The organism is Paracoccus bogoriensis (assembly GCF_019431455.1).
Lineage (GTDB): Bacteria > Pseudomonadota > Alphaproteobacteria > Rhodobacterales > Rhodobacteraceae > Paracoccus > Paracoccus bogoriensis.
On record NZ_JAHYSR010000004.1, the window covers coordinates 67,359 to 91,630 of the forward strand.

Below are 24,272 nucleotides of genomic sequence, written 5' to 3' on the forward strand. Positions count from 1 at the left end.
CGTCAGGGCAGGATCATCAGCCAGACCCACACCGTCAGGATGGACAGGGCCGTCGCCATCAGCACGCTGGACGCGGCGACCCGGCGGGCCGAGCCGTAGATATTGGCAAAGAGATAGGCGTTGACCCCCGGCGCCATCGCGGCGGTCAGCACCGCCGAACGCAGCCCCGCCACATCCAGCCCCGCCAGCCGCGCCGCGCCATAGGTGATTGCGGGATGCAGGATCAGCGCAATGGCGCAGCACATGGCGATGGTGGCCATGTCCCCTTCGGGCCGGTAGCGGTAAAGGATGCCGCCCAGTCCGAACAAGGCAGCGGGCAGCGCCGCGCGTGCCAGCATGTCCACCGCGTCCCAGAAGCCTTGCGGCATGACCAGGCCTGCCTGTATCAGCAGGTTCATGCTGAGCCCGGCCAGGATGCCGATGACCAGCGAGGTCCGCAGCACCCCCGCCAGCGCCTTCAGCGCGACCCGCCCGACCGACAGGCCCGAGCCGCGCGCGCGGGTGAACTCCATCACCGTGATCCCGAACGTGTAGAGCATCGGCGAATGCAGCGCGATGATCGCCCAGTTCCCCGCCAGAGCCTCGGGGCCATAGGCGCGTTCGGTGATCGGCACGCCCAGCAGCAGCGTGTTCGAGAACAGGCAGACAAAGCCGATGGCCACGCAATCCATCGGCGGGCGCGAGAACAGATACCGTGCCCCCGCCCAGCCCGCCGCAAAGCTGGCAAAGGCCCCCAGATAGAAGGGGATCAGCAGGGCCGGGCGGAACTCGGTCCCCAGATCCAGCCGCGCGATGGACGCAAACAGCAGCGCCGGCACCGCGAAATTCTGCGCGAAGGCCATGACGCCATCGACCGTCGAGGCGCCGAACCAGCCCCGCCACGCCGCCAGATAGCCGAAGCCCACGACCAGAAAGACCGGCAGGATGATCGTGAACAGCGCGCTCACAGGGCGGCGGGCAGATCGGGCAGGGCGGCTGTCGCCTCGACCTGCATCATGTCATGGGCCGGGGTCACGTGATCCGGCGTTTCGCGCGCGACGGTCGCGTAATCCATGTCGAGATGCATGTTCGTCAGCACCGCGCGGGGGCTGGCCGCGCGGGCGATCCAGTCCAGCGCCAGCGCCAGATGCGCGTGGCTCGGATGCGGCTCGGGACGCAGCGCGTCGATGATGAAGGGATCGGCGCCCTCGATCAGGGGCCAGGCCGCGTCGGGAATGGCCGAGACATCCGGCAGATAGACCAGCCCGCCGATGCGGAAGCCAAGCGCCGTCGTGCGGCCATGCTGCACGCGGAAGGGGATCAGCCCGATGGGGCCGCCGGGGCCGTCGATCGTCACGCGGCCTTCGATCAGGTTCAGCGTGCAGATGGGGGGGTATTCACTGCCCTCGGGCGTCTCGAAGACATAGCCGAAGCGGGTCAGCAGCGTGTCGGCCGTCTCGGCATCGGCCCAGACCGGCAGCATGGCGCGGGCGTTGTAGGCAAGCTGGCGCAGGTCGTCGATGCCGTGGATATGGTCGGCATGGGCGTGGGTATAGACCACCGCATCCACCCTTGAGACGCCCGCGTCCAGCATCTGCGGCGCCAGATCCGGCCCGGTGTCGATCAGCACGCGGGTGGTGCCCTGCGCGCCGTCGCGTTCGACCAGCAGCGCGCAGCGGCGGCGGCGGTTTCTCGGCTCGGCCGGGTCGCAGGCGCCCCAGTTGCCGCCGATCCGCGGCACGCCCCCCGACGAGCCGCAGCCAAGGATCGTCGCGCGCAGACCGCCGCTCATGCGCGCGCCCTGCCGTCGGGGCGGGCGGCTTTGGCGAAAAGCCTGTCGAAATTCGCGCTGGTCGCGGCGGCGAAATCCTCGAAGGACAGGCCGAAGACCTCGGCGCCCACACGCGCGGTATGGACGACATGGGCGGGTTCGTTGCGCCGCCCGCGATGGGGCGGCGGGGCCAGATAGGGGCTGTCGGTCTCGACCAGGATGCGGTCGAGCGGGGCTGCGGCGAAGATCTCGCGCAGGTCCGACGACCGGGGAAAGGCGGCGATCCCCGACATCGAGAGGTAGAAGCCCAGATCCAGCGCCGTGCGCGCCAGGGCGGCGGACGAGCTGAAGCAATGCATGACGCAGCCGAAGGCGCCTGCGCGGTGTTCCTCGGTCAGGATGCGGGCCATGTCGTCATCGGCGTCGCGCGCATGGATGATCAGCGGCAGGCCGGTGCGGCGTGCGGCCTCGATATGGATGCGCAGGCTTTCCTGCTGAAGCGCGGCGCTTTCGGCGGTGTAGTGATAATCCAGGCCGGTTTCCCCGATCCCCACGAATTTCGGATGCGCGGCCAGCGCGACAAGCTGATCGACCGAGGCCATGGGCTCTTCGGCCACGCCCATCGGATGGGTGCCCGCGGCGTAAAAGACGCCCTCATGCGCTTCGGCCAGGGCGCGGACCGCGGGTTCGTTGCGCAGGCGGGTGCAGATCGTGACCATGCGCGTGACGCCGGTGGCGCGGGCGCGTTCGATCAGCGCTGCGTGCTCGCCATCGAAATCCGGGAAATCCAGATGGCAATGGCTGTCCACAAGGGCAGGGGGCGCTGCATCACGCATCCGGTTTCCTTCGGTCAGGCTGTCGCGGCGCGCGCGGGGGGCGATTGCGCCAGTTGCAGCACCATATCCAACACCAGCGCGGCGGGGTCAATATTGACCGCCCGGCCCGCGCGCGCCCGAGCCGACAGGCTGGCCTGCGCCTCGGCCCAGTGGCGGGCGGCCAGATCGTCGGGTGACAGTCGCGCCATCAGCGCGGCCTCGCCCCGCGCGGCCTGATCCAGCGGCGCGCCCATCAGTCCCGCCCGCGCCAGCCGCGCGACGAAGCGGTCCAGCAAGGTGATCGCCAGATCGAACGGATCGCCCTCGGCCCCCGCCCGCCCTGCGGCCGCGCTGGACCATTCTGCCGCCGCCAGCCGGTCCAGCCGGGGCAGGGTGGCGAACAGATCGACCAGCGCCTGATAGCGGTCCAGCCCGTCCTGCCCGGCCAGTCGCAGCGCCTCGCCGACCGAGCCGTCGGACAGGGCGGCCAGCGCTTGGGCATCCTCGTGCAGGCCCATGTCGGACAGGATCGCGCCCATCTGCGGCGCGGCCAGCGGCGACAGGCGCAGCGTGCGGCAGCGCGACCGGATTGTGGGCAAAAGCCCGGAGGGCTGATGCGCAACCAAGAGGATCAGCGTCCGGGCGGGCGGTTCCTCGAGCACCTTCAGCAGCGCATTGGCGGCGGCGGTGTTCATGTCGTCGGCGGCGTCGATGATGGCGACGCGGTGTCCGCCCTCGGCCGCGCTCATGTGGAAGAAGGACAGAAGGCGGCGGATCTCGTCCACGGTGATCTGCGCCGAAAGGCGTCCGGCCTTGTCGTCCCAGGGGCGGCGGATGACGGTCAGGCGCGGTTCGGACAGCGCCAGCACGCGGCGCGTCTCAGGGCTTTCGGGGTCCGAGGTCAGGTCATCCGACGCCATTCCAGACAGAACCCACTTGGCGATGGCCCAGGCCAAGGTCGCCTTGCCCACACCGCGCGGGCCGCACAGAAGCCAGGCATGATGCAGCCGCCCGCCCCGCGCCGCCGAGACGAAGTCGCGCCGCGCCGCATCATGGCCCAGCACGCGCCGCGCCTCGCGCGGGTGGGGGGCGCCGGGCACGCGGTCGGCTTCGGGGATATCCTCGGGGGCGGTCTTCACAGCGCGGACCGGATGCGGGCAGCGACCTGGTCGGGCGTGCCACGGCCGTCGATCAGGCGCACGCGGTCCGGATATTCGGCGGCAAGCGCCCGGAAGCCTTGCGCCAGGCGTTCCTGAAAGCCCAGGCCGAGGCGCTCGAACCGGTCCTCGGTCCCGCCGCGCGCGGTGCCGCGGGCAAGGCCGGTCGCCGGGTCGATGTCGATGACGAAGCTGCGGTCGGGCTCGATCCCGATCGTCAGCGCGTGCAGACGGTCCACCATCGCGCGCAAATCGCCCCGCGCCGCGCCCTGATAGACGCGGGTGCTGTCGGCAAAGCGGTCGGTGATGACGGTCGCGCCCCTGTCCAGCGCGGGGCGGATCGTGCGTTCCAGGTGATCGCGCCGGGCGGCGGTGAACAGCAGGCATTCCGTTTCCGGCGACCAGCGTTCGCCCGCGCCCTCGACCAGCAGGCGGCGGATCTCTTCGGCGCCGGGGCTCCCGCCGGGTTCGCGGGTCAGGACGACCTCGCGGCCTTGGGCGCGCAGAGCCTCGGCCAGCAGGCGGGCCTGCGTGGTCTTGCCGCAGCCGTCGATCCCCTCGAAGCTGATCAGCATCAGATGCCGGTGGCGGCGATGGCGCGCTGCCCCAGTTTCATCACGGCGCCCTTGATGCGGCCCAGAAAGCCCGCCTCGGCGATGTCGGCGGTGGCGATCAGCGGCGTGACGGCCTCGCGCGCGCCGGGGATGGTCACGACCAGACGGCCGACCGGGTCGCCCTTGGCAATGGGCGCGGGGATCGGGCTGTCATAGACGACCTCGACCGTAACCTGATCCTGCGCGCCGGCGGGAACCAGCACGTTGACGCCGTTTTCGGTGGTCAGGCCCACGCGGCTGGCCGTGCCCAGCCAGACCGGCGCCTCGGTCACGGTCTCGCCCGCCGGGACCAGCGTCTGCATGGTGAATTGCCGGAAGGCCCAGTTCACGATGCGCTCGGATTCCTCGGCGCGGGCGCGGTCGGATTGCAGGCCCGAGACGACGAAGATGATCCGACGCCCGTCCTGCGCGGCCGAACCCACCAGACCATAACCCGCCTCTTGCGTGTGGCCGGTCTTCAGCCCGTCGCCGATCCCTTGCCGCAGGATCGGGTTGCGGTTGTAGCGGTTGGCGGGCGCGCGGTCGTCAAAGCGGAACTCGGTCAGCGCGAAGTCGCTGTAATATTGCGGGAAATCCTCGATGATCCGCAGCGCGACAAGGCCCATGTCCTCGGCCGACATGACATGGCCCTCGGCGGGCCAGCCGGTCGAGTTCTTGAAGACCGAATGGGTCAGCCCGATCTGACGGCCGCGTTCGGTCATCTGGCGGGCGAAGGCCTCTTCGGTTCCGGCCAGTCCTTCGGCCACCACCACGCAGGCATCGTTGCCCGACAGCACGATGATGCCCTTGATCAGTTCCTCGACCGTGGGACGGTCCAGTTCGTTGAGGAACATGGTCGAACCGCCCATCTGCCGGGCGCGGCTGGACACGGGCAGGCGCGTATCCATCTGCACGCGCCCATCCTCGAGCGCCTCGTAGAGCATGTAGAGCGTCATCAGCTTGGACATCGAAGCGGGCGGGATCGGCACGTCGGCATTCTTTTCCATCAGCACGGTGCCGCTGGTCACGTCATAGACCCAGGCCGAGGTCGCGGTCGTGTCGAAGGCACGCGCGGGTGCGGCAAGCGACAGGGCGGCAGCGAACCACAGAAGGAATGCGCGCATGGGGTAGGTTCCTCTGACTTCTTTGCCGATGATCGTTACATCAAGCCCCCGCGCCCCGCAACGCAGCGCTGCCCTCGGGCGGGCTGTTGTGATCGGGCCTGCGCTGGCCTACCGCCTCGCGCCAGTGGCGCCGGCAAAGCGAGACATAGGTTTCGTTCCCGCCGATCTGCACCTGCGCGCCTTCGGTGATGACCCGGCCCGCCGCGTCGTGGCGCACGACCATCGTTGCCTTGCGCCCGCAATGGCAGATCGTGCGGACCTCGCGCAGGTCGTCGGCCAGGGCCAGCAGCGCGGCCGAGCCGGGAAACAGCGCGCCCCGGAAATCGACGCGCAGCCCGTAGCACATGACCGGCTGGCCCAGATCGTCGGCCACGCGCGCGAGCTGCCAGACCTGATCTCGGGTCAGGAATTGCGCCTCGTCCACGAAGATGCAGGCGCAGCCCTTGCCGGTGCGCGCGATCAGGTCGAAAAGGTCGGTTTGCCGGGAAAAGACCACCGAATCCGCCGCGATGCCGATGCGGCTGGCGATGCGCCCCGCGCCCGCCCGGTCGTCGAACGCCGCCGACAGCAGCAGCACCGCCATGCCGCGTTCGCGGTAATTATGCGCGGCCTGCAAGAGCATCGTGCTCTTGCCCGCATTCATCGTGGAATAGTGGAAATAGAGCTTGGCCATGCCGCCAGATAGCCGCGCCCCGCCGCCGCCTCAAGGCCCTGCGGCAACATGAGAAAAGCCGCAGGGCGGAGCTGCGGCTTTTCCGGTGGTATCGGTGCGGGGATCAGCCCCGGCGCTTGGCGCCGCCGGCGGGCTTGCGCGAGGGTTTCGCGCCGCCGCCCATCGGCGCGCGGGTCCGCGATTGCGGGCGCGGACCCTTGGCGGCGGGGGCCGCCGCATGGGCCCAGGGCTCGCCGCCGACGACCGGAATGGCGGCCTTCATCGCCTTTTCGATGGCGCGCAATTCGCCCATCTCGGCCGGCGCGCAGAAGGCTATGGCGCGGCCGTCACGACCCGCCCGCGCGGTGCGGCCGATGCGGTGGACATAGTTCTCGGGGACGTTGGGCAGGTCGTAGTTATAGACATGCGCGACCTCGGGAATGTCGAGGCCCCGCGCCGCCACATCGGTGGCGACCAGAACCTGCGTCTGGCCCTTGCGGAAAGCCTCCAGCGCGCGCTCGCGCTGGCCCTGGCTTTTGTTGCCGTGGATCGCGGCGACCGGAAAGCCCCATTTTTCCAGCAGCCTGGCCAACTTCTCGCAGCCATGCTTGGTGCGGCCGAAGACCATCGCCAATTCGCCGGGATGCCTGGACAGATATTCCGCCAGCAGCGTTGCCTTGTCCCCCTGGCCGATGAAGTGGACGCCCTGCTCGATCTTGCGGGCGGCCTGACCCGGAGGGTTCACGGCCACGCGGAGGGGATCGGTCAGATAGGTCTCGGCCAGTTCCTCCATCAGCTTGGGCATCGTGGCGGAAAACAGCAGCGTCTGGCGTTCGCGCGGCAGCATCCTGGCGATCTTGCGCAGCGTGTGGATGAAGCCGATGTCCAGCATCTGGTCGGCCTCGTCCAGCACCAGATAGGTGGTGGCCGACAGATCGACCGCGCGGCGTTCGATCAGGTCCATCAGGCGGCCCGGCGTGGCGATCAGCACGTCCACGCCGCGCGCCAGCCGCTCGGTCTGGACGTTGATCGAGGCGCCGCCGACCACGCGGAAGCTGCGGATCGGGGTGCCTTCGGCATAGGCGTCGATATTGGTGGCGATCTGGGTGGCCAGTTCGCGGGTGGGGGCCAGGATCAGCGCCCGGCAGGTGCGCGGATCGGGTTTCCTGCCGTATCTGATCAGCCGCGTCAGCATCGGCAGGCCGAAGGCGGCTGTCTTTCCGGTGCCGGTCTGCGCCAGGCCCAGCACGTCGCGCCCTGCCACGACCGAGGGGATAGCCTGGCTCTGGATCGGGGTCGGCTGGGTCAGGCCCATCGCGGCGATGTTGGCGTTGATGCGGTGGTCGATGCCCATATCGGCAAAGGGGCCGGTGGGCAGCGGGTCGCGGGCAGGGGCGCGGCGCCCCTCGTTTGCGGCCAGCGCGGGCGATTGCACATTCGGCATCATGCGGCGGCCGCCATGGCCAGTGGCCGAGGCATTGGGGCCGCGATTGTGCCGACGGCGGGGATGGGTTTTCTGTTCCATGATTGTCTTTCGTCCCCGCCGCCCCCCGTATCGGGCGCACGAGGCTGGGACCGCGCATCGGGCGCGGCCTGTTGCAGGAGTGCGGGCGAAATACGAGTATGCCCGCTGCCTCCCCGCGTGAATGGGAAACGGATCTGTGTCGCGCCCAGGACAGGGTGGCCCGGCGGGCCCGATCTGTGGCTGCTCACGCGGCAGCAGGGGGCGACGTGTTGCAGATGGTGCAGTGCGGCGCGAAAGTCAAGCGCGCTCGGCGCTGTCCAGCCAGATCGTGACCGGACCGTCATTGATCAGTGACACCTGCATCTCGGCGCCGAAGATCCCGGTCTCGACCGGCAGGCCCAGGCCGCGCAGGGCGGCGACGAAATGCGCGTAGAGGCGGCGGCCGTCCTCGGGTGCGGCGGCCGAGGAAAAGCCGGGCCGGTTGCCGCTGCGCGTATCGGCGGCCAGGGTGAACTGGCTGACCGCCAGCACACCGCCGCCGATATCGGTGATGGCGCGGTTCATTCGCCCGGCCTCGTCGCGGAAGATGCGCAGTTTCGCCATGCGTGCGGCCATGCGTTCGGCCACGTCCTCGTCATCGCCCTGCATCGCGCAGACCAGCGCCAGAAGGCCGGGACCGGTCCGGCCGACGATCCGCCCCTCGACCGAAACCGAGGCCTCGGTCACGCGTTGCAGCAGCAGCCTCATGCCAGTGCCGCGCGCGGCTGGCGGTTGTTCCACAGACCGAACAGCGCCATCCCTGCAACCATCGCCGCCATGAAGATCAGGGCGGGCGTGCCGCCGATCGCCAGCGAGGCGATGGCCGGGCCGGGGCACAGCCCCGCCAGACCCCAGCCAAGCCCGAACAGCGCCGCGCCCGCGATCAGGCGTCCGTCCAGTTTCTGCGGCGGCAGGGCGGGCATGGGCGCGCCGGTCAGCGCGGCGGGTCTGCGCGCGGCGAGGCGCCAGGCGAAGAACATCGGCACGACCGCGCCGCCCAGAACGAAGGCCAGCGTGGGATCCCATGCGCCGAAGATATCCAGCCAGCCCCGGACCTTGGCCGGGTCCGTCATGCCCGAAACCAGCAGCCCGGCCCCGAACAACCCGCCCGACAGGGCGGCGATCAGCAATCGTGTCATGTCATGCCCACCCGATCATGCGTGCGATGATGACGGCCAGAACGCCCGTCGCCAGATAGACGCCCGTGGCCGCGATGCTGCGCCAGGACAGTCGAGAAATGCCGCAGACCCCGTGCCCCGAGGTGCAGCCATTGCCAAGCCGTGTGCCGAAACCGACCAGCAGACCCGCAAGGATCAGCACGCCCGTTCCCGCCACCGGCTGCGAGGCCGCGCCCAGACCCGCCGCGACCATCAGCGCCGGCACCAGCACCAGCGCGGTCAGAAAGACGGCGCGTTCGGCCCAGTTCGCGCGGCCCGTGCCGTCGATCAGCCCGCCCAGCAGCCCGCTGGCTCCCATGATGCGGCCATTGCCCAGAAGATACAGCGCCGCCGCGCCTCCGATCATCAATCCGCCGATCAGGCCCCTGATCCAGTCTGGCTCCATTCGCACGCTCCTTGCTTGCAACGTGCCGAGGATATATTCCAACCAAAGAATATGTCAAGGCGAGGCGTCGGTGCTCAGGGCTTGAGCATGATCGCCACGACCACGATCATCAGCCCGATGCACGAGGCCGCCAGCGCGCCCATGTTCACCGCCAGCACTTTCTTCATCCGGGCGCGCAGCGCATCGTCGTCGATCCCGGCGCGGCGGGCGCGGGTGACGGTCAGGATGCACCAGATGATCCCGCCCAGCCCCAGCAGGGTCAGCGCGGCACCCGCCCAGATGATCCAGTCGTAAAGGCTCATGGCAGCATCCCCCGGCAGTTTTCCGACGCCTGCCCTAGCGGCGATTGCACCGCGCGGCAAGACGGCCTAACAGGTCGGGCAAAACGCGAAAGGGACAAGACAGCCATGCAGGACGATCGGGCTTACGGCATCGCCGCAGACGAATTGCGCCAGTTCATCGAGCAGTTCGAGCAGCTCGAGGCCGAGAAGAAGGACATCAGCGAGCGTCAGAAGGAAGTCATGGCCGAGGCCAAGGCTCGCGGCTATGACACGAAGGTCATGAAGAAGATTGTCGCCCTGCGCAAACGTCACCGCGACGATATTGCCGAGGAAGAGGCGATTTTGGAAATGTACAAGGCCGCGCTGGGGATGGTCTGACACCTTCGCTGTGACGGGGCCCCGTGCGGGGCGCCGGGCGGCGGCCCCCTGCGGGCGAGCATCAGGGCAGCACGAATTCGACGCCGGGCTGCGCCGCGATCATGGCGGCGTCGGCGCGATAGAGGTCGGTGACCTGGTCCACGACCTCTTGCGTCCAGCCTGGCAGGTCGATCACCTGGTCCAGCGTGCCGGGCAGGGCGTATTGTTCCAGCACGCGGGCATAGATCTCGCGGCGGCGCGTGATGTCCAGGTTGTCCTGCCCGGCCACGGCGTCGCGCAGCCGCGCGATTCCGGCATCGCCCAGCAGCTCGTGCATGTAGATCAACGCCCCTGACAGAGGCACGTCCTGCGGGATATGCCCGAGCAGCCGCACCAGTTCCGGCCAGATCAGCGGCACGTCCTCGTGGCACCAGATGACCACGCGGCAGCCCGCAGCCGCCCGCAACAGCGACAGAAGCGGATCGCGCCAGCGCAGATCCTCGGGACGGCAGCCCTGCACCAGTTCGCGGTAGCCGCCGCCGGCGAATTGCGGCAGCACCTCGGTCAGCAGCGTGGCAGGGTTGCGGATCGCCACGAAGAATTCGCATTCCGCCGAGGGAAACAGCTTGCGCAGCGCCGCGACTCGTGCGCCCATCTGCGGATAAAGGCCGCCCTGGCCGCAAACCCGGCCGGGCGCGCCCATGAAGCTGGCGCTGGACATGACAAGCCGCGACGGATTGTCGCTTTCGACCAGTGCGTCCAGCATGATCTGTTCCATCTCGGGCGTGGCGGTTCCGCCCTGCAACGCTGCAAGCGCCTCGTCCAGAACGGCGCGGTGACGGTTCGGCGTGACGACTTCGGTTCCCTCGCGCAACAGCCAGTTGCGGTTGTTCAGCAAGGTCTTCAGCATCCGGTCGCCGTCGGTGCAATGCACCCCGATGTGATAGGCGATCTGCATGATGCCGTCCTGTCCCGTCTTGTGATTGGGCCGCTTCCCGAGCGGCCGCGGCGGCAAGCAATCTAACCGTCCTTCGTGGACAGTCAAACCGCTTTGCTCTAACCACCGGCCCATGACGACATCCAGCATCGGGCCCGGGACGGCCAAAGGCGGCAGGCAAGATCTGAGACAGGGCGGGGGTTTCGGCTGGTCCCTGGCCTCGGCGCTGATTGCGGCGCTGGTGCTGTCGCCGGTCGCGGCGGTGGTCTGGATGGCGGCCAATCCGACCGGCAATATCTGGCCTCAATTGATGTCCACGGTGATGCCGCGCTACTTCACCAATACGGTGATCCTGACGCTTGGCACCGGGGCTCTGGCCGCCGCGATGGGGGCAGGGGCGGCCTGGCTGGTCTGCATGTATCACTTCCCCGGACGGCGCTGGCTGCAATGGCTGCTGCTGTTGCCCCTGGCGGTGCCCGCCTATATCGGCGCCTATGCGCTGGCCGACTTCCTGGATTATTCCGGCCCCGTCCAGACCGCGCTGCGCGGCTGGTTCGGCTGGGAAAGCGCGCGCGATTACTGGTTCCCCCGGATCCGCTCGATCGAGGCGGCGATCGTCGTGCTGGGCGCGGCACTTTACCCATACGTCTATCTGCTGACCCGCGCTGCCCTGAACGAACAATCCGGCAGCGCCTACGAGGTCGCCCGCGCCCTGGGCTGCGGCCCCTGGGCGCTCTTTCGTCGTGTGGGCCTGCCGCTGGCGCGCCCGGCCATCGTGGCGGGATCGGCCATCGCGATGATGGAGGCCGTGGCCGATTATGGCGTCGTCAGCTATTTCGGCGTGCAGACGCTGAACACCGGCATCTTCACCACCTGGCTGGAGCGGCGCAATGCCGGGGGCGCGGCCCAGATCGCTTGCGTGATCCTGGCCATCGTCATCATCCTGGGCCTGTGGGAGCGTCTTGGCCGCCGCCGCGCCCGCTATCACCAGAGCGCCCGCCAACCGCGCCCCGTCACCCCGCAGCGCCTGCGCGGCCCGGCTGCCTGGGCGGCGACGGCGGCCTGCCTGTTCCCGTTCCTGCTGGGCTTCGTTCTGCCGGTGGGCGTGATCCTGACCTATGCGCTGGCCTATCCGCAGGGCTGGGTGACGCCGGGCCTGGCGCGCGCGGCCTGGAACACGGTCAGCCTGGGCGGGATCGCGGCGATCCTGACGGTGGGGCTGGCCATGGTCATGGTCTATGGCGTGCGCCTGTCGGGGCGGCGCCTGCCGCGTCTGCTGCTGCCGGTGACGACGGTGGGCTATGCCGCGCCCGGGGCGGTGCTGGCGGTGGGCATCCTGATCCCGATGGCGGCACTGGATCACCGGGTCGCAGATCTGGTGCTTTCGCTGACCGGCAACGATCCGGGCCTGCTGATCACCGGCACCGGAGCGGCCATCGTGCTGGCCTATATCGTGCGCTTCTTCGCCATCGGGCAGGGCGCCATCGACGCGGCCTTCACGCGGGTTCCGCCCTCGCTTCCGATGGCGGCACGCTCGCTTGGGCGCAATCATGCCGGGGTCTTGCGCGATGTGTTCCTGCCCTTGATGCGCGGCTCGGTCGGGGCGGCGCTGCTGCTGGTCTTTGTCGATTGCGTCAAGGAACTGCCCGCCACGCTGCTGTTGCGACCCTTCAACTTCGAAACCCTGGCCACGCGCACCCATGAACGCGCCAGCCTTGAGGATCTGGGCAATGCCGCGCCTGCGGGGCTGCTGGTGATGATGGTCGGCATTCTGGCGGTGATTCTGCTGGCGCGCACCAATCTTGGCTTGCAGAAACCGCACAGGCAGGCTATCGCTGGCACCGCGCCGGCTTAGCTCAGCGGTAGAGCGTCTGATTTGTAACCAGGGGGTCGGGGGTTCAAATCCCTCAGCCGGCACCAGACGCGCTGTATCGGAGCGGCATGGCATCCAATGCGAAACATGACGCAAGACGGCTCCAGATGCGGCGCATACCTTTTGCCAGAACCTTCCAGATGTGGCGCGACGGGTTAAGCCATGTTCTGTCGAGACCAGGGAACAGCTCGGTCGGGCGCAAGCGCCACAGCATCAATGTTATGACATCGTGCGGAGGTCCGAATTCCGGCATCACACAGATTTTGATCCGGTCGATTTCGGATTCGCACCCCGATGACCACATCACGTTCTGGTTCTTCCACCTGAACGTCGCCCAAGCGATCCTCAACCGGCTTGAAAGGTTCTGCGAGGGTCTTCCGAATCTCACTCTGCGCCAGGTTCGCGTGCCGCCATCCGACAAGCTCGCAGAGCTGCGCACGCTCGGGGGCAAACCTGACTGCGAGCGATTTCTCTGGTTCGTCGCGCATCAATATCTTCCGGAAAACCTGGACCGGATCATCTATATAGACGCGCTTGACGCGATGGTCGTCGATGATCTTTCACCTTTCCTCCATGAAGACATCGGCGATCGGCTTGTGCTGGCCTGTCACGAATTCATGTCCTGGCGACAACACTCCATCATCAAGACAGGTCCGGCGCGCGAGGCGGCGCGGCAGGGCGCAGACCCCAAGATGCTCAAGCGCGTCGCGATGGGTTTGATCAACAGTGGTGTGATGGTGCTCAACCTTTCCCGTTTCAGACAAGATGGGCTCACTCTGGACAGATATGTCGAGACGGCGCGATGGGCGGCAGATCAAGGTCTGTCTTTCGGAGATCAGGGATTGTTTTCTCTGACGCATGGCAGCGATTTTGCGCCGGCCCATGACCGATTCAACTATCGCTTCGGCTTTCAGGGCGCGCAGCGTGTCAAGGCACCGCCTGCCGTCGTGCATTTCGCGGGCCACATTCCCAAACCCTTCGCCTTTCGCCTTTCCGAGGAACAGGAAGAGCGGGTGAGGACAGCGGCGAGGCGGCAAGGCGGGGTTCTGCAGCTTGGCAAGACACACAGGATCGCGCCCTCCTTCCTGCCCCATTACCGCCGCTGGTGGGCATTCAGCGAAAGGACGCTGGTGCATCAGCGCATCGCGCCACTGGCCGAGGATTCGACCCTCAAACTGTTGGACCGGCTGGGTCTTCAGCTCGAGGATGCGCATGGCGAATAGAAATCCCGTGCGATGTGCAAATCGTCCTTGCCTTCGTTCTGTCCAGGCCCTAAGTTGACGTTGCTTCGTTATCGTCTTTGCATCCTGTCTGCTTCTGCCTTCAGTCTGCTTTGCCAAATGACTGGGCCGGGTCACCGCATTCCGTGGGTGGCAAGCATGACAGGAGATCTCACGATGGCCAACGGCACCGTGAAATGGTTCAACAGCACCAAAGGCTTCGGCTTCATCCAACCGGAAGGCGGCCGTCAGGACGTGTTCCTGCACATTTCCGCGCTTGAACGTGCGGGCCTCTCGGCTCCGGCCGATGGTCAGAAAGTGACCTACGAGCTGGAGCGTGGCCGCGACGGTCGCGAATCGGCGACGAACGTCCAGTTCGTCTGATCGCTTCCGCTTTCGGAAACGGAGAAGGCCGCCCCGAGGGGCGGTCTTTTTCTTTCAGCGGTCCCGTTGGACTTCGGTCGGGAAGACAGGTCAGCCGCCACGCGCAAGCCCTGCCTGTCCCCCAAGCTGCGAGGGCAGGCGATAGCTGATCGCCTCGGCCAGATGGGCGCTGTGGACGCGGTCGCAGCCGCCCAGATCGGCGATGCTGCGGGCGGTGCGCAGGATGCGGTGATAGCCGCGCGCGGTCAGGCCCAGACGGTCGGCGGCGCGCTGGATCAGGGCACGCCCCTCTGCATCGGGGGCAGCGACCTCGTCCAGAAGGTCGGGCGGCGCGTCCGCGTTCACCTGCACCAGGGGATGATTGCGGTAGCGCCGATCCTGAAGGGCCCGTGCCTCGGCCACGCGGGCAGCGACCGTCGCACTGGTCTCACCGTCCGAGGGGCGTTGCAGATCGTCCAGCACCACAGGCGGCACCTCGATCCTCAGGTCGAACCGGTCCATCATCGGTCCCGATAGCCGCGACAGGTAATCGGCCCCGCATCCGGGTGCGCGCGGGCAGGCGCGGGCCGCATCGGCCATCTGGCCGCAGCGGCAGGGATTGGCCGCCGCCACCAACAGAAAACGGCAGGGATAGCGGATATGGGCATTGGCGCGGGCCACGAGAACCTGGCCCGTTTCGATGGGTTGGCGCAGGCTGTCCAGAACGTGGCGCGGAAATTCGGGCAGTTCGTCCAGAAACAGCACGCCGTTATGCGCCAGGCTGATCTGGCCGGGCCGGGCGCCGCGCCCGCCGCCGATGATCGCCGCCGGGGATGCGGTGTGATGGGGTTCCTGAAAGGGGGCGCGGCGCGAGATGCCGCCTTGGGGCAGGGTGCCGGCCAGGGACTGGATCATCGAGGTCTCCAGCGCCTCGCGCGCCGTCAGCGGTGGCATGAGGCCGGGCAGGCGCCGGGCCAGCATCGACTTGCCCGCACCGGGCGGGCCGATCATCATCAGGTGGTGACGGCCTGCGGCGGCGATTTCCAACGCGCGGCGGGCGCGTTCCTGACCCCGGACCTGAGACAGGCAGAGGCCGTCCTCTTCGGCGATCACGCGGCCCGGCGCGGCTGGCGGTATGGGCTTGCGGTCGGTCAGGTGGTCGATCGCCTCGCGCAGATGGGCGGGGGCCAGCACCGTCACGGCCTCGATCCAGGCGGCCTCGGGGCCGCAGACGCGCGGGCAGATCAGCGCGCGGTCATCCTCGGCGGCCGCAAGCGCGGCGGGCAGGGCACCTGTCACCGCGACCAGCCGCCCGTCCAGCGCCAGTTCGCCAAGAGCAAGGCAGCGGGCCAATTCCTCTTGCGGGACGATCTGCAGCGCAGCCAGCACCGCCAGCGCGATGGGCAGGTCGAAATGCGAGCCCTCCTTGGGCAGATCGGCGGGCGACAGGTTGACGGTGACACGCTTGTTCGGCAGCGCGATGGCCAGCGCGCCAAAGGCCGCCCGCACCCGTTCGCGCGCCTCGCTGACAGCCTTGTCGGGCAGGCCCACGATGGCGAAACCGGGCATCCCGGCGGTGATCGAGCATTGCACCTCGACCAGGCGGGGCTCGACCCCCTCGAAGGCGACCGAATGGGCGGTGGCGATCATGCGCGCTCCTGACTTCTGGCGCATGGTTAGGGGGGCGATGTTAAGGACAGGTTAACGGCGGCCTTTCTTGCGGGCGCGCGCGGGCGGGGCTATCTGTGGCGGGCTGGCGCAAGTCCGTCGGGCCAAGGGGGCGGCATGTTGGGAAAACGCATACTTCTGATCGTGGGCGGCGGGATTTCCGCCACCAAGATCCCGGCGCTGATCCGGCTGATCCGGGCCGAGGGCGCGCATGTCACGCCGGTTCTGACCGCAGCGGGGGCCGAGTTCGTCACCCCCCTGTCGCTGTCCGTGCTGGCCGGAGAAGCCGTGCATCAGGCGCTGTTCGACGTGGCGGCCGAGGCCGAGATCGGCCATATCCAGCTGTCGCGCCGCGCCGATCTGGTGGTCGTGGCGCCCGCCACCGCCGATCTGATGGCCAGGATGGCGGCGGGGCTGGCCAATGATCTGGCCTCGACCCTGCTGCTGGCGACCGACAAGCCGGTGCTGATCGCCCCCGCCATGAATGTGCGCATGTGGCAGCACCCGGCGACGCAGCGCAATCTGGCGACCCTGCGCGGCGACGGCATCGCGCTTGTCGGCCCCGACGAGGGCGAGATGGCCTGCGGCGAATACGGCCCCGGACGCATGGCCGAGCCCGGGGCGATCCTTGACGCGATCCGTGCCGCCCTGGCGCCCGTGCCCCTGCGGCTTTTGCCCGAGGCACAGATGCCGCGCGGCCCGCTGGCGGGGCGGCATGTGGTCGTGACCTCGGGGCCGACGCATGAGCCGATCGACCCGGTCCGCTACATCGCCAACCGCTCATCCGGCGCTCAGGGGGCGGCGATTGCGGCGGCGCTGCGCGATCTGGGTGCGCGGGTCAGCTTTGTTACCGGCCCCGCGCAGGTGTCGCCGCCCGAGGGCGTCGCGGTGATCGCCGTCGAGACCGCGCAGCAAATGCGCGAAGCGGTCGAGGCCACGCTGCCCGCCGATGCCGCCGTGATGGCGGCGGCTGTCGCGGATTGGCGGGTGGTGAACGGCAGCGACAGCAAGATGAAGAAGGACGGCACGGGCCGACCCCCGGCGCTTGAAATGGCCGAGAACCCGGACATCCTGGCCTGGATCAGTCAGGCTCCGCAGCGCCCCCGCCTGGTCGTGGGCTTTGCCGCCGAGACGGATGACGTGATCGCCCATGCCAGCGCCAAGCGCGCGCGCAAGGGCTGCGACTGGATCCTCGCCAATGACGTGCGCCCCGACACCGGCATCATGGGCGGGGCCGAGAATGCCGTCACGCTGATCACCGCCGAGGGCGCCGAGGACTGGCCGCGCATGACAAAGCAGGCCGTCGCGGCGCGCCTTGCCGCCCGCATTGCGGATGCGCTGGCATGAGGGTCTATCTGGACTGGAACGCCACCACCCCCCTGCGCCCCGAGGCGCGCGCGGCGATGATGCAGGCGATGGATCTGGTCGGCAATCCCTCATCCGTCCATGCCGAGGGCCGCGCCGCCAGGATGGCGATGGAACGCGCGCGCGAAGAGATTGCCACCGCCCTGGGCGCGGACGGGGCGGATCTGATCTTTACCTCGGGCGCCACCGAGGCAGCGGCGTTGATCCTGGCGGGGCGCGGCCTTGCCTGCGCGCCGGTCGAACATGACGCGGTGCGCGCCTGGTGCGACCCCTGTCTGCCGGTCGATCACGACGGCATCGTCACCGTGCCCGACCCCTCGGGTGCCACACTGCAACTGGCCAATAGCGAGACCGGCGTGATCCAGCGCCTGCCCGAGGGGCTGGCGGTCAGCGATCTGACGCAGGCTTTCGGCAAGATTCCCCTGGCCTTCAACTGGCTGGGCATCACGGCGGGCTTTGTCAGCGCGCACAAGCTGGGCGGCCCGAAGGGGATCGGCGCGCTTGTTCTTCGCACGGGCACGGACCTGGAGGCGATTCTGAAGGGCGGCGGTCAGGAACGGGGCCGCCGGGCGGGGACCGAAAACCTGATCGGGATTCTGGGCTTTGCCGCCGCCGCCCGCGCCGCGCAGGCCGAACTGGAGGCCGGATTGTGGGACGAGGTCGCCGCCCGGCGCGACCGGCTGGAGGCGCGCCTGACGGATCGTTTCCCCGAAATTTCCATCGCCGGAAAGGGGGCGCGGCGCTTGCCGAACACGACATGCCTTCTTACATCCGGCTGGAAGGGTGAAACGCAAGTGATGCAGATGGATCTTCGGGGCTTTGCCATCTCGGCGGGCTCGGCTTGTTCGTCCGGCAAGGTGCGGGCCAGCGGCACCTTGCAGGCGATGGGTTATGACGATCAGCAATCGCAATCGGCGATCCGCATCTCGATAAGCCCGGCTTTGGGCGAGGATCAGATGAACCGATTTGCGGATGCCTGGGAAAGCGCGTATTCACGCTGGCGCGACAGGAATGGTGTGCGCGATCGCGGCACCGAGGAAGGATAGAGGATGACGGCAACCACCGATCTTGACGTGCGCGAAGGCGTTGACCGGGAAACGGTCGAGACCGTGCAGAACATGGGCAGCTATAAATATGGCTGGGACACCGAGATCGAGATGGAATATGCCCCCAAGGGGCTGAGCGAGGATATCGTCCGTCTGATCTCGAAAAAGAACGACGAGCCCGAATGGATGACCGAATGGCGCCTGGCCGCCTATCGGCGTTGGCTCACCATGTCCGAGCCGAAATGGGCAATGCTGAACTATCCCGAGATCGACTATCAGGATCAGTATTACTACGCGCGCCCCAAAAGCATGGAGGTCCGGCCCAAGTCGCTGGACGAGGTCGATCCCAAGCTGCTGGCCACCTACGAGAAACTGGGCATTCCGCTGCGCGAGCAGATGATCCTGGCCGGGGTCGAGGGCGCCGAGGCCGCACCGGCCGATGGCCGGCGCGTCGCCGTGGACGCGGTCTTTGACAGCGTCAGCGTGGGCACGACCTTCAAGGATGAACTGGCCAAGGCCGGCGTGATCTTCTGCTCGATCTCGGAAGCGATCCGCGAGCATCCCGAACTGGTCAGGAAATACCTCGGCAGTGTCGTTCCGCAATCCGACAACTTCTTTGCCACGCTGAACAGCGCCGTCTTTTCGGATGGCAGCTTCGTCTATGTGCCCGAAGGCGTGCGCTGTCCGATGGAATTGTCCACCTATTTCCGCATCAATGCCGAAAATACCGGCCAGTTCGAGCGAACGCTGATCATCGCCGACAAGGGCAGCTATGTCAGCTACCTCGAGGGCTGCACCGCCCCCAAGCGTGACACCAACCAGCTGCACGCGGCGGTCGTCGAGATTGTGGTGCTCGAGGATGCCGAGGTGAAATACTCGACCGTCCAGAACTGGTTCCCCGGCGACGAGGAGGGCAAGGGCGGCATCTACAACTTCGTCACCAAGCGCGCCGATTGCCGCGGCGACCGGTCCAAGGTCATGTGGACGCAGGTTGAAACAGGCTCGGCGATCACCTGGAAATACCCCTCCTGCATCCTGCGCGGCAATGAATCGCAGGGCGAGTTCTATTCGATCGCCATCGCCAACAATCACCAGCAGGCCGATACCGGCACCAAGATGATCCATCTTGGCAAGAATACCCGGTCTCGCATTGTTTCCAAAGGGATTTCGGCCGGTCGGGCGCAGAACACCTATCGCGGCCTCGTGACCATGCATCCGCGGGCCACGAACAGCCGCAACTACACGCAATGCGACAGCCTGCTGATCGGCGACAAATGCGGCGCCCATACCGTGCCTTATATCGAGGTCAAGAACACCTCCAGCCGGGTCGAGCACGAGGCAACCACCAGCAAGGTCGATGACGACCAGCTGTTCTACTGCCGCTCGCGCGGGATGGACGAGGAAGAGGCCGTCGCGCTGGTCGTGAACGGTTTCTGCCGCGAAGTGCTTCAGGCGCTGCCGATGGAATTCGCCATGGAGGCGCAGAGTCTTGTCGCCATCTCGCTGGAAGGTTCGGTGGGCTGACCGCCCGCGCCCATAGCCAATGCGGCGCCCTGGTGGCGCCATCGCCTTTTGAGGAAAAGATGCTGAAAATCAACAACCTGCATGTGAAACTTGAGGACGAGGACAAGCAGATCCTGAAGGGTCTGACGCTTGAGGTTCCCGCCGGTCAGGTCCATGCGATCATGGGGCCGAACGGCTCGGGCAAGTCCACCCTGTCCTATGTCCTGTCGGGCCGCGACGGCTATGAAGTGACCGAGGGCGAAGCGACGCTGGACGGCAAGAGCCTGCTGGACATGGAGCCGGAAGAGCGCGCCGCCGCCGGCCTGTTCCTGGCCTTCCAGTATCCGGTCGAGATCCCCGGCGTGGGCAACATGACCTTTCTGCGCACCGCCGTGAACGCGCAGCGCAAGGCGCGCGGCGAGGCCGAGTTGTCCTCGGGCGAGTTCCTCAAGGCGGTCCGCGCCAAGGCGGCCGAATTGCAGATCAGCCCCGAGATGCTGAAGCGCCCGGTCAATGTCGGTTTCTCGGGCGGCGAGAAGAAGCGCAACGAGATCCTGCAGATGGCCATGCTGGAACCGCGCATGTGCATCATGGACGAGACCGATTCGGGGCTTGATGTGGACGCGATGCGGCTGGTCGCGGACGGCGTGAACGCGCTGCGCGACGCGGGTCGCAGCTTTCTGGTCATCACCCATTACCAGCGCCTGCTGAACCACATTCAGCCCGACGTGGTCCACATCATGGCGGATGGGTGCATCGTGCGCTCGGGCGGCCCGGAACTGGCGCTGGAGGTCGAGCAAAACGGTTACGGCGACCTGTTGGCGGAGGCTGGCTGATGTCGGATATTGCCGTCAAGGACATGCAGGTGCCGCAGGTCAGCGGCACCGCCAAGGCGCCTGACGCGCTGGACCAGCGCCTTGCCGCGCTGGACCTGCCCAAGGGCGCCTTTGCCGCTGCGCGCACCGATGCGCTGGCGCGGCTGCGCGCCATGGGCCTGCCGGGGCCGCGCGACGAATATTGGCGCTATACCGATCCACGCCCCTTCAACGCGCCCGAACCCGCCGCCATCGCCCGCATCGAAGGCCCGGATTCGCCGCTTTTCGCCTCGCGCGACAAGCTGACGCTGGTATTCGTGGATGGCGTCTTCGATCCCACCGCTTCCGATGACCCGACCCTGGACGGGATCGAGATCACGACGCTTGCCAACCCTTCGGGCGCCGAATGGGCCGAGGGGCTTTTCGGCACGCTGGAGGCTGCCGGTCAGACGCCGGTCCGCCGTCCCTTTGCCGCGCTGAACACGGCCGCGGCGCGCGACGGTCTGCTGATCCGCGTGACGGGCAAGCCCGCGAAGCCGGTTCACGTGCTGCACCGCCGCGCCTTCGACAAGGCGGATGCAATCTGGCACCACCTGATCCGCCTTGAGGAAGGCGCCGAACTGACCTTGCTGGAGACCGGCAGCGTCGGCGCGCGCTCGAATGCCGTGATCGAGGCCGATCTGGCACCCGGCGCGAAGCTGCATCACATCGCTGCCAAGCGCGCCAATGACGCCAAGGTGGGGGTGTCGCACCTGTTCGCGCGGGTGGCGGCCGGGGCCGTGCTGAAAAGTTTTGCCCTGGCCGTGAACGGCACGGCCATGCGGCAGGAAAGCTTCATCGACCTGATCGGCGATGACGCCGTGGCGCATGTCGCGGCCGCTGTGCTGGGCGATGGCGAGGAAGGTCCGTTCCACCACGACGACACGGTCTTTATCACTCATGGCGCGCTGCGCGGCGAAAGCCGTCAGGTCTTCAAGAAGGTGCTGAAGAACGGCGCAACGGGCGTCTTTCAGGGCAAGATCCTGGTCAAGCCCGGCGCACAGAAGACCGATGGCTACCAGATCAGCCAGGCGCTGCTGCTGGACGAGGCCAGCCAGTTCCTGGCCAAGCCCGAGCTTGAGATCTATGCCGACGACGTGAAATGCTCGCACGGCTCGACCACCGGGGCGATCGACGAGGATGCGCTGTTCTACCTGCGCTCTCGCGGGGTGCCGCGGGATCGGGCCATCGTGTTCCTGGTCCTGTCCTTCCTGGCCGATGCGCTGGAAGAGGTCGAGGATGAGGGTCTGCGCGACGAAATCAATGAACGGCTGGACGCGTGGCTGACCGGGCGCGGCCGGGCGTGAGCCATCCGCGCCGTCAGGGCATGGCGGCGCGCGTGGTGCAAAGCTGGTGGGCGCCGCGCCGCGTGGTGCGGGGCCTGCAAGGTATGCCCGACCGGGTGATGCTGGTCGTGCTGATGCTGGCCATGCTATTCATGCTGGTAGCACAGGCGCCGATTCATGCCCGCGCGGCAGCCTTGGACCCTTCGCGCCCGTTCGAGGCGCGGATGGGCGGGGCGCTGATAGCCGTCATGTTCATGATGCCGCTTCTGGCCTATGCGGTGGCGGCGCTGGTGTCGCTGTTCAGCCGCGCGACGCCATGGCGGCTTGCGCCCGAGGCCTCGCGGCTGGCATTGTTCTGGGCGCTGCTGGCCGTGGCGCCGGCCATGCTGCTACGCGGGCTGGTCGGCGGCTTCATCGGCGAGGGTCCGGCGCTGGTTGTCACCGACATCGTGGCAGGCTCTGGTTTCTTCTTTATCTGGGGCGCCGGGATCGCGGCGCTGGCAAGGCGTGTTCGATGAGCTCTGACGACTTCAAGGCCCTGATCCGATTGACTTTCCGGGAGCCGGAGCAAGCCGCCCACTGGCTGATGGCGCAGGGCTGGCCGATGTCCGTCCGCTGGATGGCACTGGCGCTGGCGGTCTCGGTCTCGGGGCTGCTGGCCTGGGTCTCGATGCAGATCCATGGGGCCGGCGCCGAATCCCAGCCGGGATGGCTGGCCGGGCAACAGCCGCTGGCCCTTGCGGGTCTGCAATTCGCCGCCGTGGTGGTCGGGGCCTCGCTCATGGCCTCGGTCGGGCGGATGTTCGGGGGGCATGGCCGGTTCGAGGATGCGCTGTTGCTGGCCGTCTGGATCGAGGCGATCCTGCTGATGGTGCAGGCCGTCCAGATCGTGCTGTCGATCATCCTGCCCCCCTTCGGCGCCATTCTGGGCATCCTGTCCATCGCCCTGTTCCTGTGGCTGACGGTGCAATTCACCAAGGCGCTGCACGGCTTTACCAGCGCGCCCAGGATCCTTCTGGTCATGTTCGCCACGCTTCTGGCGCTTGGCTTCGTTCTGTCCTTCTTTGCTGTCGCCCTGGGAATCCTGCCGGAGATGCCGCAATGAGCTTCGATGTCGATGCCGTCCGCGCCGATTTCCCGATTCTGGCGCGGCAGGTCCATGGCCGCCCGCTGATCTATCTGGACAACGGCGCCAGCGCGCAGAAACCCCGCTGCGTGATCGAGGCGATCACCCGCGCCTACGAGGGCGAATACGCCAATGTTCATCGCGGCCTGCATTACCTGTCGAACCTGGCCACCGAGAATTACGAGCGCGTGCGCGCCATCATCGCGCGTTTCCTGAACGCGCCCCACGAGGACGAGGTGATCTTTACCTCCGGCTCGACCGAGGCGCTGAACATGGTCAGCTATGGCTGGGCCGCGCCGAACCTGCAACCGGGCGACGAAATCCTTCTGTCCGTGCTGGAGCATCACGCCAATATCGTGCCGTGGCATTTCCTGCGCGAGCGTCAGGGCGTGGTGCTGAACTGGGTCGAGCCCGAGCCCGATGGCAGCCTGCCCCCCGAAAAGGTGCTGGCCGCGATCACGCCGCGCACGAGGATGATCGCCGTCACGCATATGTCGAACGTGACTGGCACGGTCGTCGATATCGCGGGAATCCGGGCGGGAACCGACCTGCCGCTGGTCGTGGACGGCAGCCAGGCCGCGGTGCATATGCCGGTGGACCTCTCGAAGCTCGGGGCGGATTTCTACTGCATCACGGGCCACAAGCTTTACGGCCCCTCGGGCTCGGGCGCGATCTGGGTCCGGCGCGAGCGTCAGGCCGAAATGCGGCCCTTCCTGGGCGGGGGCGACATGATCCGCACGGTCGCCCGCGATGCAGTCACCTATAATGACGGCCCCCTGCGCTTCGAGGCGGGAACGCCCGGCATCGTCAATCAGATCGGTCTGGGCGTCGCGCTGGAATATCTGATGGATCTGGGGATGGAGAACATCGCCGCCCATGAACGCGCCCTGCGCGACTATGCCCGCGACCGGCTGCGCAGCCTGAACTGGCTTCAGGTCCAGGGCGATGCGGCGGACAAGGGCGCGATCTTTTCCATGACGATGGAGGGGGCGCATGCGCATGACATCTCGACCATCCTGGACAAGAAGGGAATCGCTGTCCGGGCGGGCACGCATTGCGCGATGCCGCTGATGGCGCATCTGGGCGTCCCGGCCAGTGCGCGGGCCAGCTTTGCGATGTATAACACGCAGGCAGAAGTGGACGCGCTGATCGAAGGATTGACCTTCTGCCGCGAGCTTTTCGCCTGAATCTTGCAAAGATTCGGGCGAGGGCCGAAGAAAGCCCTTTCATCCTTG

The 24,272-nt window shown here is 67.5% G+C and carries 26 protein-coding genes and 1 tRNA gene; 13 read left to right on the forward strand and 14 right to left on the reverse strand.

What is annotated here, in order from left to right; all coding sequences use genetic code 11:
• Positions 1-2: 2 nt before the first annotated feature.
• From KY389_RS02990 to KY389_RS03045, 12 genes are all read right to left on the reverse strand, one after another.
• Positions 3-947, reverse strand: a complete 945-nt coding sequence (locus tag KY389_RS02990; protein ID WP_219829312.1) for an AEC family transporter — start codon at positions 945-947, stop codon at positions 3-5.
• Entirely contained in the window at positions 944-1,771 is an 828-nt protein-coding gene (locus KY389_RS02995) for an MBL fold metallo-hydrolase (RefSeq protein ID WP_219829313.1), read from the reverse strand. The genes KY389_RS02990 and KY389_RS02995 overlap by 4 nt, the downstream gene beginning before the upstream one ends.
• Positions 1,768-2,586 (reverse strand): TatD family hydrolase, encoded by an 819-nt coding sequence (locus KY389_RS03000; protein ID WP_219829314.1) that lies wholly within the window; start codon positions 2,584-2,586, stop codon positions 1,768-1,770. Before KY389_RS03000 ends, KY389_RS02995 begins: the two co-directional genes overlap by 4 nt.
• A 14-nt stretch (positions 2,587-2,600) precedes the next feature.
• Positions 2,601-3,704, reverse strand: coding sequence for a DNA polymerase III subunit delta' (locus KY389_RS03005; protein WP_219829315.1), 1,104 nt, complete (start codon positions 3,702-3,704; stop codon positions 2,601-2,603).
• Positions 3,701-4,297: a dTMP kinase gene (gene tmk / locus KY389_RS03010; RefSeq protein ID WP_219829316.1), complete on the reverse strand. Its 597-nt coding sequence runs from the start codon at positions 4,295-4,297 to the stop codon at positions 3,701-3,703. Before tmk ends, KY389_RS03005 begins: the two co-directional genes overlap by 4 nt.
• A complete protein-coding gene (locus tag KY389_RS03015) occupies positions 4,297-5,439 on the reverse strand; it encodes a D-alanyl-D-alanine carboxypeptidase family protein (protein WP_219829317.1) in 1,143 nt (380 codons plus the stop codon). The genes tmk and KY389_RS03015 overlap by 1 nt, the downstream gene beginning before the upstream one ends.
• A gap of 40 nt (positions 5,440-5,479) precedes the next feature.
• A complete protein-coding gene (locus KY389_RS03020; RefSeq protein WP_219829318.1) occupies positions 5,480-6,112 on the reverse strand; it encodes a thymidine kinase in 633 nt (210 codons plus the stop codon).
• Positions 6,113-6,215: 103 nt separating this feature from the next.
• Positions 6,216-7,445 (reverse strand): DEAD/DEAH box helicase, encoded by a 1,230-nt coding sequence (locus KY389_RS03025; RefSeq protein WP_219829409.1) that lies wholly within the window; start codon positions 7,443-7,445, stop codon positions 6,216-6,218.
• A gap of 408 nt (positions 7,446-7,853) precedes the next feature.
• Positions 7,854-8,303, reverse strand: coding sequence for a D-aminoacyl-tRNA deacylase (dtd, locus tag KY389_RS03030; protein WP_219829319.1), 450 nt, complete (start codon positions 8,301-8,303; stop codon positions 7,854-7,856).
• Positions 8,300-8,734: a DUF6691 family protein gene (locus tag KY389_RS03035; RefSeq protein WP_219829320.1), complete on the reverse strand. Its 435-nt coding sequence runs from the start codon at positions 8,732-8,734 to the stop codon at positions 8,300-8,302. The genes dtd and KY389_RS03035 overlap by 4 nt, the downstream gene beginning before the upstream one ends.
• A 1-nt stretch (position 8,735) precedes the next feature.
• A complete protein-coding gene (locus KY389_RS03040; protein ID WP_219829321.1) occupies positions 8,736-9,158 on the reverse strand; it encodes a YeeE/YedE family protein in 423 nt (140 codons plus the stop codon).
• A gap of 74 nt (positions 9,159-9,232) precedes the next feature.
• Positions 9,233-9,460 (reverse strand): hypothetical protein, encoded by a 228-nt coding sequence (locus KY389_RS03045; protein ID WP_219829322.1) that lies wholly within the window; start codon positions 9,458-9,460, stop codon positions 9,233-9,235.
• A gap of 105 nt (positions 9,461-9,565) precedes the next feature.
• On the opposite strand from KY389_RS03045, the gene KY389_RS03050 reads away from it, so the two are divergent.
• A complete protein-coding gene (locus tag KY389_RS03050; RefSeq protein WP_219829323.1) occupies positions 9,566-9,817 on the forward strand; it encodes a DUF2312 domain-containing protein in 252 nt (83 codons plus the stop codon).
• Between the two features lie 61 nt (positions 9,818-9,878).
• On the opposite strand, the gene KY389_RS03055 is transcribed toward KY389_RS03050, so the two are convergent.
• Positions 9,879-10,754 (reverse strand): hypothetical protein, encoded by an 876-nt coding sequence (locus KY389_RS03055; protein ID WP_219829324.1) that lies wholly within the window; start codon positions 10,752-10,754, stop codon positions 9,879-9,881.
• Positions 10,755-10,866: 112 nt separating this feature from the next.
• Between KY389_RS03055 and KY389_RS03060 the strand changes: the two genes are divergently transcribed.
• From KY389_RS03060 to KY389_RS03075, 4 genes are all read left to right on the forward strand, one after another.
• A complete protein-coding gene (locus KY389_RS03060) occupies positions 10,867-12,588 on the forward strand; it encodes an ABC transporter permease (protein WP_219829325.1) in 1,722 nt (573 codons plus the stop codon).
• Positions 12,579-12,653 (forward strand) — tRNA-Thr (locus tag KY389_RS03065). Before KY389_RS03060 ends, KY389_RS03065 begins: the two co-directional genes overlap by 10 nt.
• A 60-nt stretch (positions 12,654-12,713) precedes the next feature.
• Complete coding sequence (locus KY389_RS03070) at positions 12,714-13,829, forward strand: glycosyltransferase family 8 protein (protein WP_219829326.1); 1,116 nt, start codon at positions 12,714-12,716, stop codon at positions 13,827-13,829.
• A gap of 174 nt (positions 13,830-14,003) precedes the next feature.
• Positions 14,004-14,210: a cold-shock protein gene (locus tag KY389_RS03075; protein ID WP_119887522.1), complete on the forward strand. Its 207-nt coding sequence runs from the start codon at positions 14,004-14,006 to the stop codon at positions 14,208-14,210.
• A gap of 90 nt (positions 14,211-14,300) precedes the next feature.
• Here KY389_RS03075 and KY389_RS03080 read toward each other — a convergent pair whose 3' ends face one another.
• On the reverse strand, positions 14,301-15,839 hold the full coding sequence (locus tag KY389_RS03080; RefSeq protein ID WP_219829327.1) for a YifB family Mg chelatase-like AAA ATPase: 1,539 nt from the start codon (positions 15,837-15,839) through the stop codon (positions 14,301-14,303).
• Between the two features lie 135 nt (positions 15,840-15,974).
• On the opposite strand from KY389_RS03080, the gene coaBC reads away from it, so the two are divergent.
• From coaBC to KY389_RS03120, 8 genes are read left to right on the forward strand one after another with little or no spacing between them, the layout of a single operon-like run.
• Positions 15,975-17,204 (forward strand): bifunctional phosphopantothenoylcysteine decarboxylase/phosphopantothenate--cysteine ligase CoaBC, encoded by a 1,230-nt coding sequence (coaBC, locus tag KY389_RS03085; RefSeq protein ID WP_219829328.1) that lies wholly within the window; start codon positions 15,975-15,977, stop codon positions 17,202-17,204.
• A complete protein-coding gene (locus tag KY389_RS03090; RefSeq protein WP_219829329.1) occupies positions 17,201-18,268 on the forward strand; it encodes a cysteine desulfurase family protein in 1,068 nt (355 codons plus the stop codon). Before coaBC ends, KY389_RS03090 begins: the two co-directional genes overlap by 4 nt.
• Before the next feature lie 3 nt (positions 18,269-18,271).
• Complete coding sequence (sufB, locus tag KY389_RS03095; protein WP_219829330.1) at positions 18,272-19,792, forward strand: Fe-S cluster assembly protein SufB; 1,521 nt, start codon at positions 18,272-18,274, stop codon at positions 19,790-19,792.
• 59 nt (positions 19,793-19,851) lie between these two features.
• Positions 19,852-20,607: a Fe-S cluster assembly ATPase SufC gene (sufC, locus tag KY389_RS03100; RefSeq protein WP_219829331.1), complete on the forward strand. Its 756-nt coding sequence runs from the start codon at positions 19,852-19,854 to the stop codon at positions 20,605-20,607.
• Entirely contained in the window at positions 20,607-21,932 is a 1,326-nt protein-coding gene (locus tag KY389_RS03105; protein WP_219829332.1) for a SufB/SufD family protein, read from the forward strand. The genes sufC and KY389_RS03105 overlap by 1 nt, the downstream gene beginning before the upstream one ends.
• Positions 21,929-22,429 carry a hypothetical protein gene (locus KY389_RS03110; protein ID WP_343222891.1) on the forward strand — a complete coding sequence of 167 codons (501 nt, stop codon included), beginning with the start codon at positions 21,929-21,931 and terminating at the stop codon, positions 22,427-22,429. Before KY389_RS03105 ends, KY389_RS03110 begins: the two co-directional genes overlap by 4 nt.
• Positions 22,426-23,016 carry a Yip1 family protein gene (locus KY389_RS03115; protein WP_219829333.1) on the forward strand — a complete coding sequence of 197 codons (591 nt, stop codon included), beginning with the start codon at positions 22,426-22,428 and terminating at the stop codon, positions 23,014-23,016. The genes KY389_RS03110 and KY389_RS03115 overlap by 4 nt, the downstream gene beginning before the upstream one ends.
• A complete protein-coding gene (locus KY389_RS03120) occupies positions 23,013-24,224 on the forward strand; it encodes a cysteine desulfurase (RefSeq protein WP_219829334.1) in 1,212 nt (403 codons plus the stop codon). Before KY389_RS03115 ends, KY389_RS03120 begins: the two co-directional genes overlap by 4 nt.
• The last annotated feature ends 48 nt before the right edge of the window (positions 24,225-24,272 follow it).

Excerpts from the sequence above, each read along its gene's own strand:
- KY389_RS02995 (WP_219829313.1), bottom strand. The coding sequence starts at position 1,771 with ATGAGCGGCGGTCTGCGCGCGACGATCCTTGGCTGCGGCTCGTCGGGG.
- KY389_RS03000 (WP_219829314.1), bottom strand. The coding sequence starts at position 2,586 with ATGCGTGATGCAGCGCCCCCTGCCCTTGTGGACAGCCATTGCCATCTG.
- tmk (WP_219829316.1), bottom strand. The coding sequence starts at position 4,297 with ATGCTGATCAGCTTCGAGGGGATCGACGGCTGCGGCAAGACCACGCAG.
- KY389_RS03015 (WP_219829317.1), bottom strand. The coding sequence starts at position 5,439 with ATGCGCGCATTCCTTCTGTGGTTCGCTGCCGCCCTGTCGCTTGCCGCA.
- KY389_RS03020 (WP_219829318.1), bottom strand. The coding sequence starts at position 6,112 with ATGGCCAAGCTCTATTTCCACTATTCCACGATGAATGCGGGCAAGAGC.
- KY389_RS03025 (WP_219829409.1), bottom strand. The coding sequence starts at position 7,445 with ATGGGCATCGACCACCGCATCAACGCCAACATCGCCGCGATGGGCCTG.
- dtd (WP_219829319.1), bottom strand. The coding sequence starts at position 8,303 with ATGAGGCTGCTGCTGCAACGCGTGACCGAGGCCTCGGTTTCGGTCGAG.
- KY389_RS03035 (WP_219829320.1), bottom strand. The coding sequence starts at position 8,734 with ATGACACGATTGCTGATCGCCGCCCTGTCGGGCGGGTTGTTCGGGGCC.
- KY389_RS03040 (WP_219829321.1), bottom strand. The coding sequence starts at position 9,158 with ATGGAGCCAGACTGGATCAGGGGCCTGATCGGCGGATTGATGATCGGA.
- KY389_RS03045 (WP_219829322.1), bottom strand. The coding sequence starts at position 9,460 with ATGAGCCTTTACGACTGGATCATCTGGGCGGGTGCCGCGCTGACCCTG.
- KY389_RS03050 (WP_219829323.1), top strand. The coding sequence starts at position 9,566 with ATGCAGGACGATCGGGCTTACGGCATCGCCGCAGACGAATTGCGCCAG.
- KY389_RS03055 (WP_219829324.1), bottom strand. The coding sequence starts at position 10,754 with ATGCAGATCGCCTATCACATCGGGGTGCATTGCACCGACGGCGACCGG.
- KY389_RS03060 (WP_219829325.1), top strand. The coding sequence starts at position 10,867 with ATGACGACATCCAGCATCGGGCCCGGGACGGCCAAAGGCGGCAGGCAA.
- KY389_RS03070 (WP_219829326.1), top strand. The coding sequence starts at position 12,714 with ATGCGGCGCATACCTTTTGCCAGAACCTTCCAGATGTGGCGCGACGGG.
- KY389_RS03075 (WP_119887522.1), top strand. The coding sequence starts at position 14,004 with ATGGCCAACGGCACCGTGAAATGGTTCAACAGCACCAAAGGCTTCGGC.
- KY389_RS03080 (WP_219829327.1), bottom strand. The coding sequence starts at position 15,839 with ATGATCGCCACCGCCCATTCGGTCGCCTTCGAGGGGGTCGAGCCCCGC.
- coaBC (WP_219829328.1), top strand. The coding sequence starts at position 15,975 with ATGTTGGGAAAACGCATACTTCTGATCGTGGGCGGCGGGATTTCCGCC.
- KY389_RS03090 (WP_219829329.1), top strand. The coding sequence starts at position 17,201 with ATGAGGGTCTATCTGGACTGGAACGCCACCACCCCCCTGCGCCCCGAG.
- sufB (WP_219829330.1), top strand. The coding sequence starts at position 18,272 with ATGACGGCAACCACCGATCTTGACGTGCGCGAAGGCGTTGACCGGGAA.
- sufC (WP_219829331.1), top strand. The coding sequence starts at position 19,852 with ATGCTGAAAATCAACAACCTGCATGTGAAACTTGAGGACGAGGACAAG.
- KY389_RS03105 (WP_219829332.1), top strand. The coding sequence starts at position 20,607 with ATGTCGGATATTGCCGTCAAGGACATGCAGGTGCCGCAGGTCAGCGGC.
- KY389_RS03115 (WP_219829333.1), top strand. The coding sequence starts at position 22,426 with ATGAGCTCTGACGACTTCAAGGCCCTGATCCGATTGACTTTCCGGGAG.
- KY389_RS03120 (WP_219829334.1), top strand. The coding sequence starts at position 23,013 with ATGAGCTTCGATGTCGATGCCGTCCGCGCCGATTTCCCGATTCTGGCG.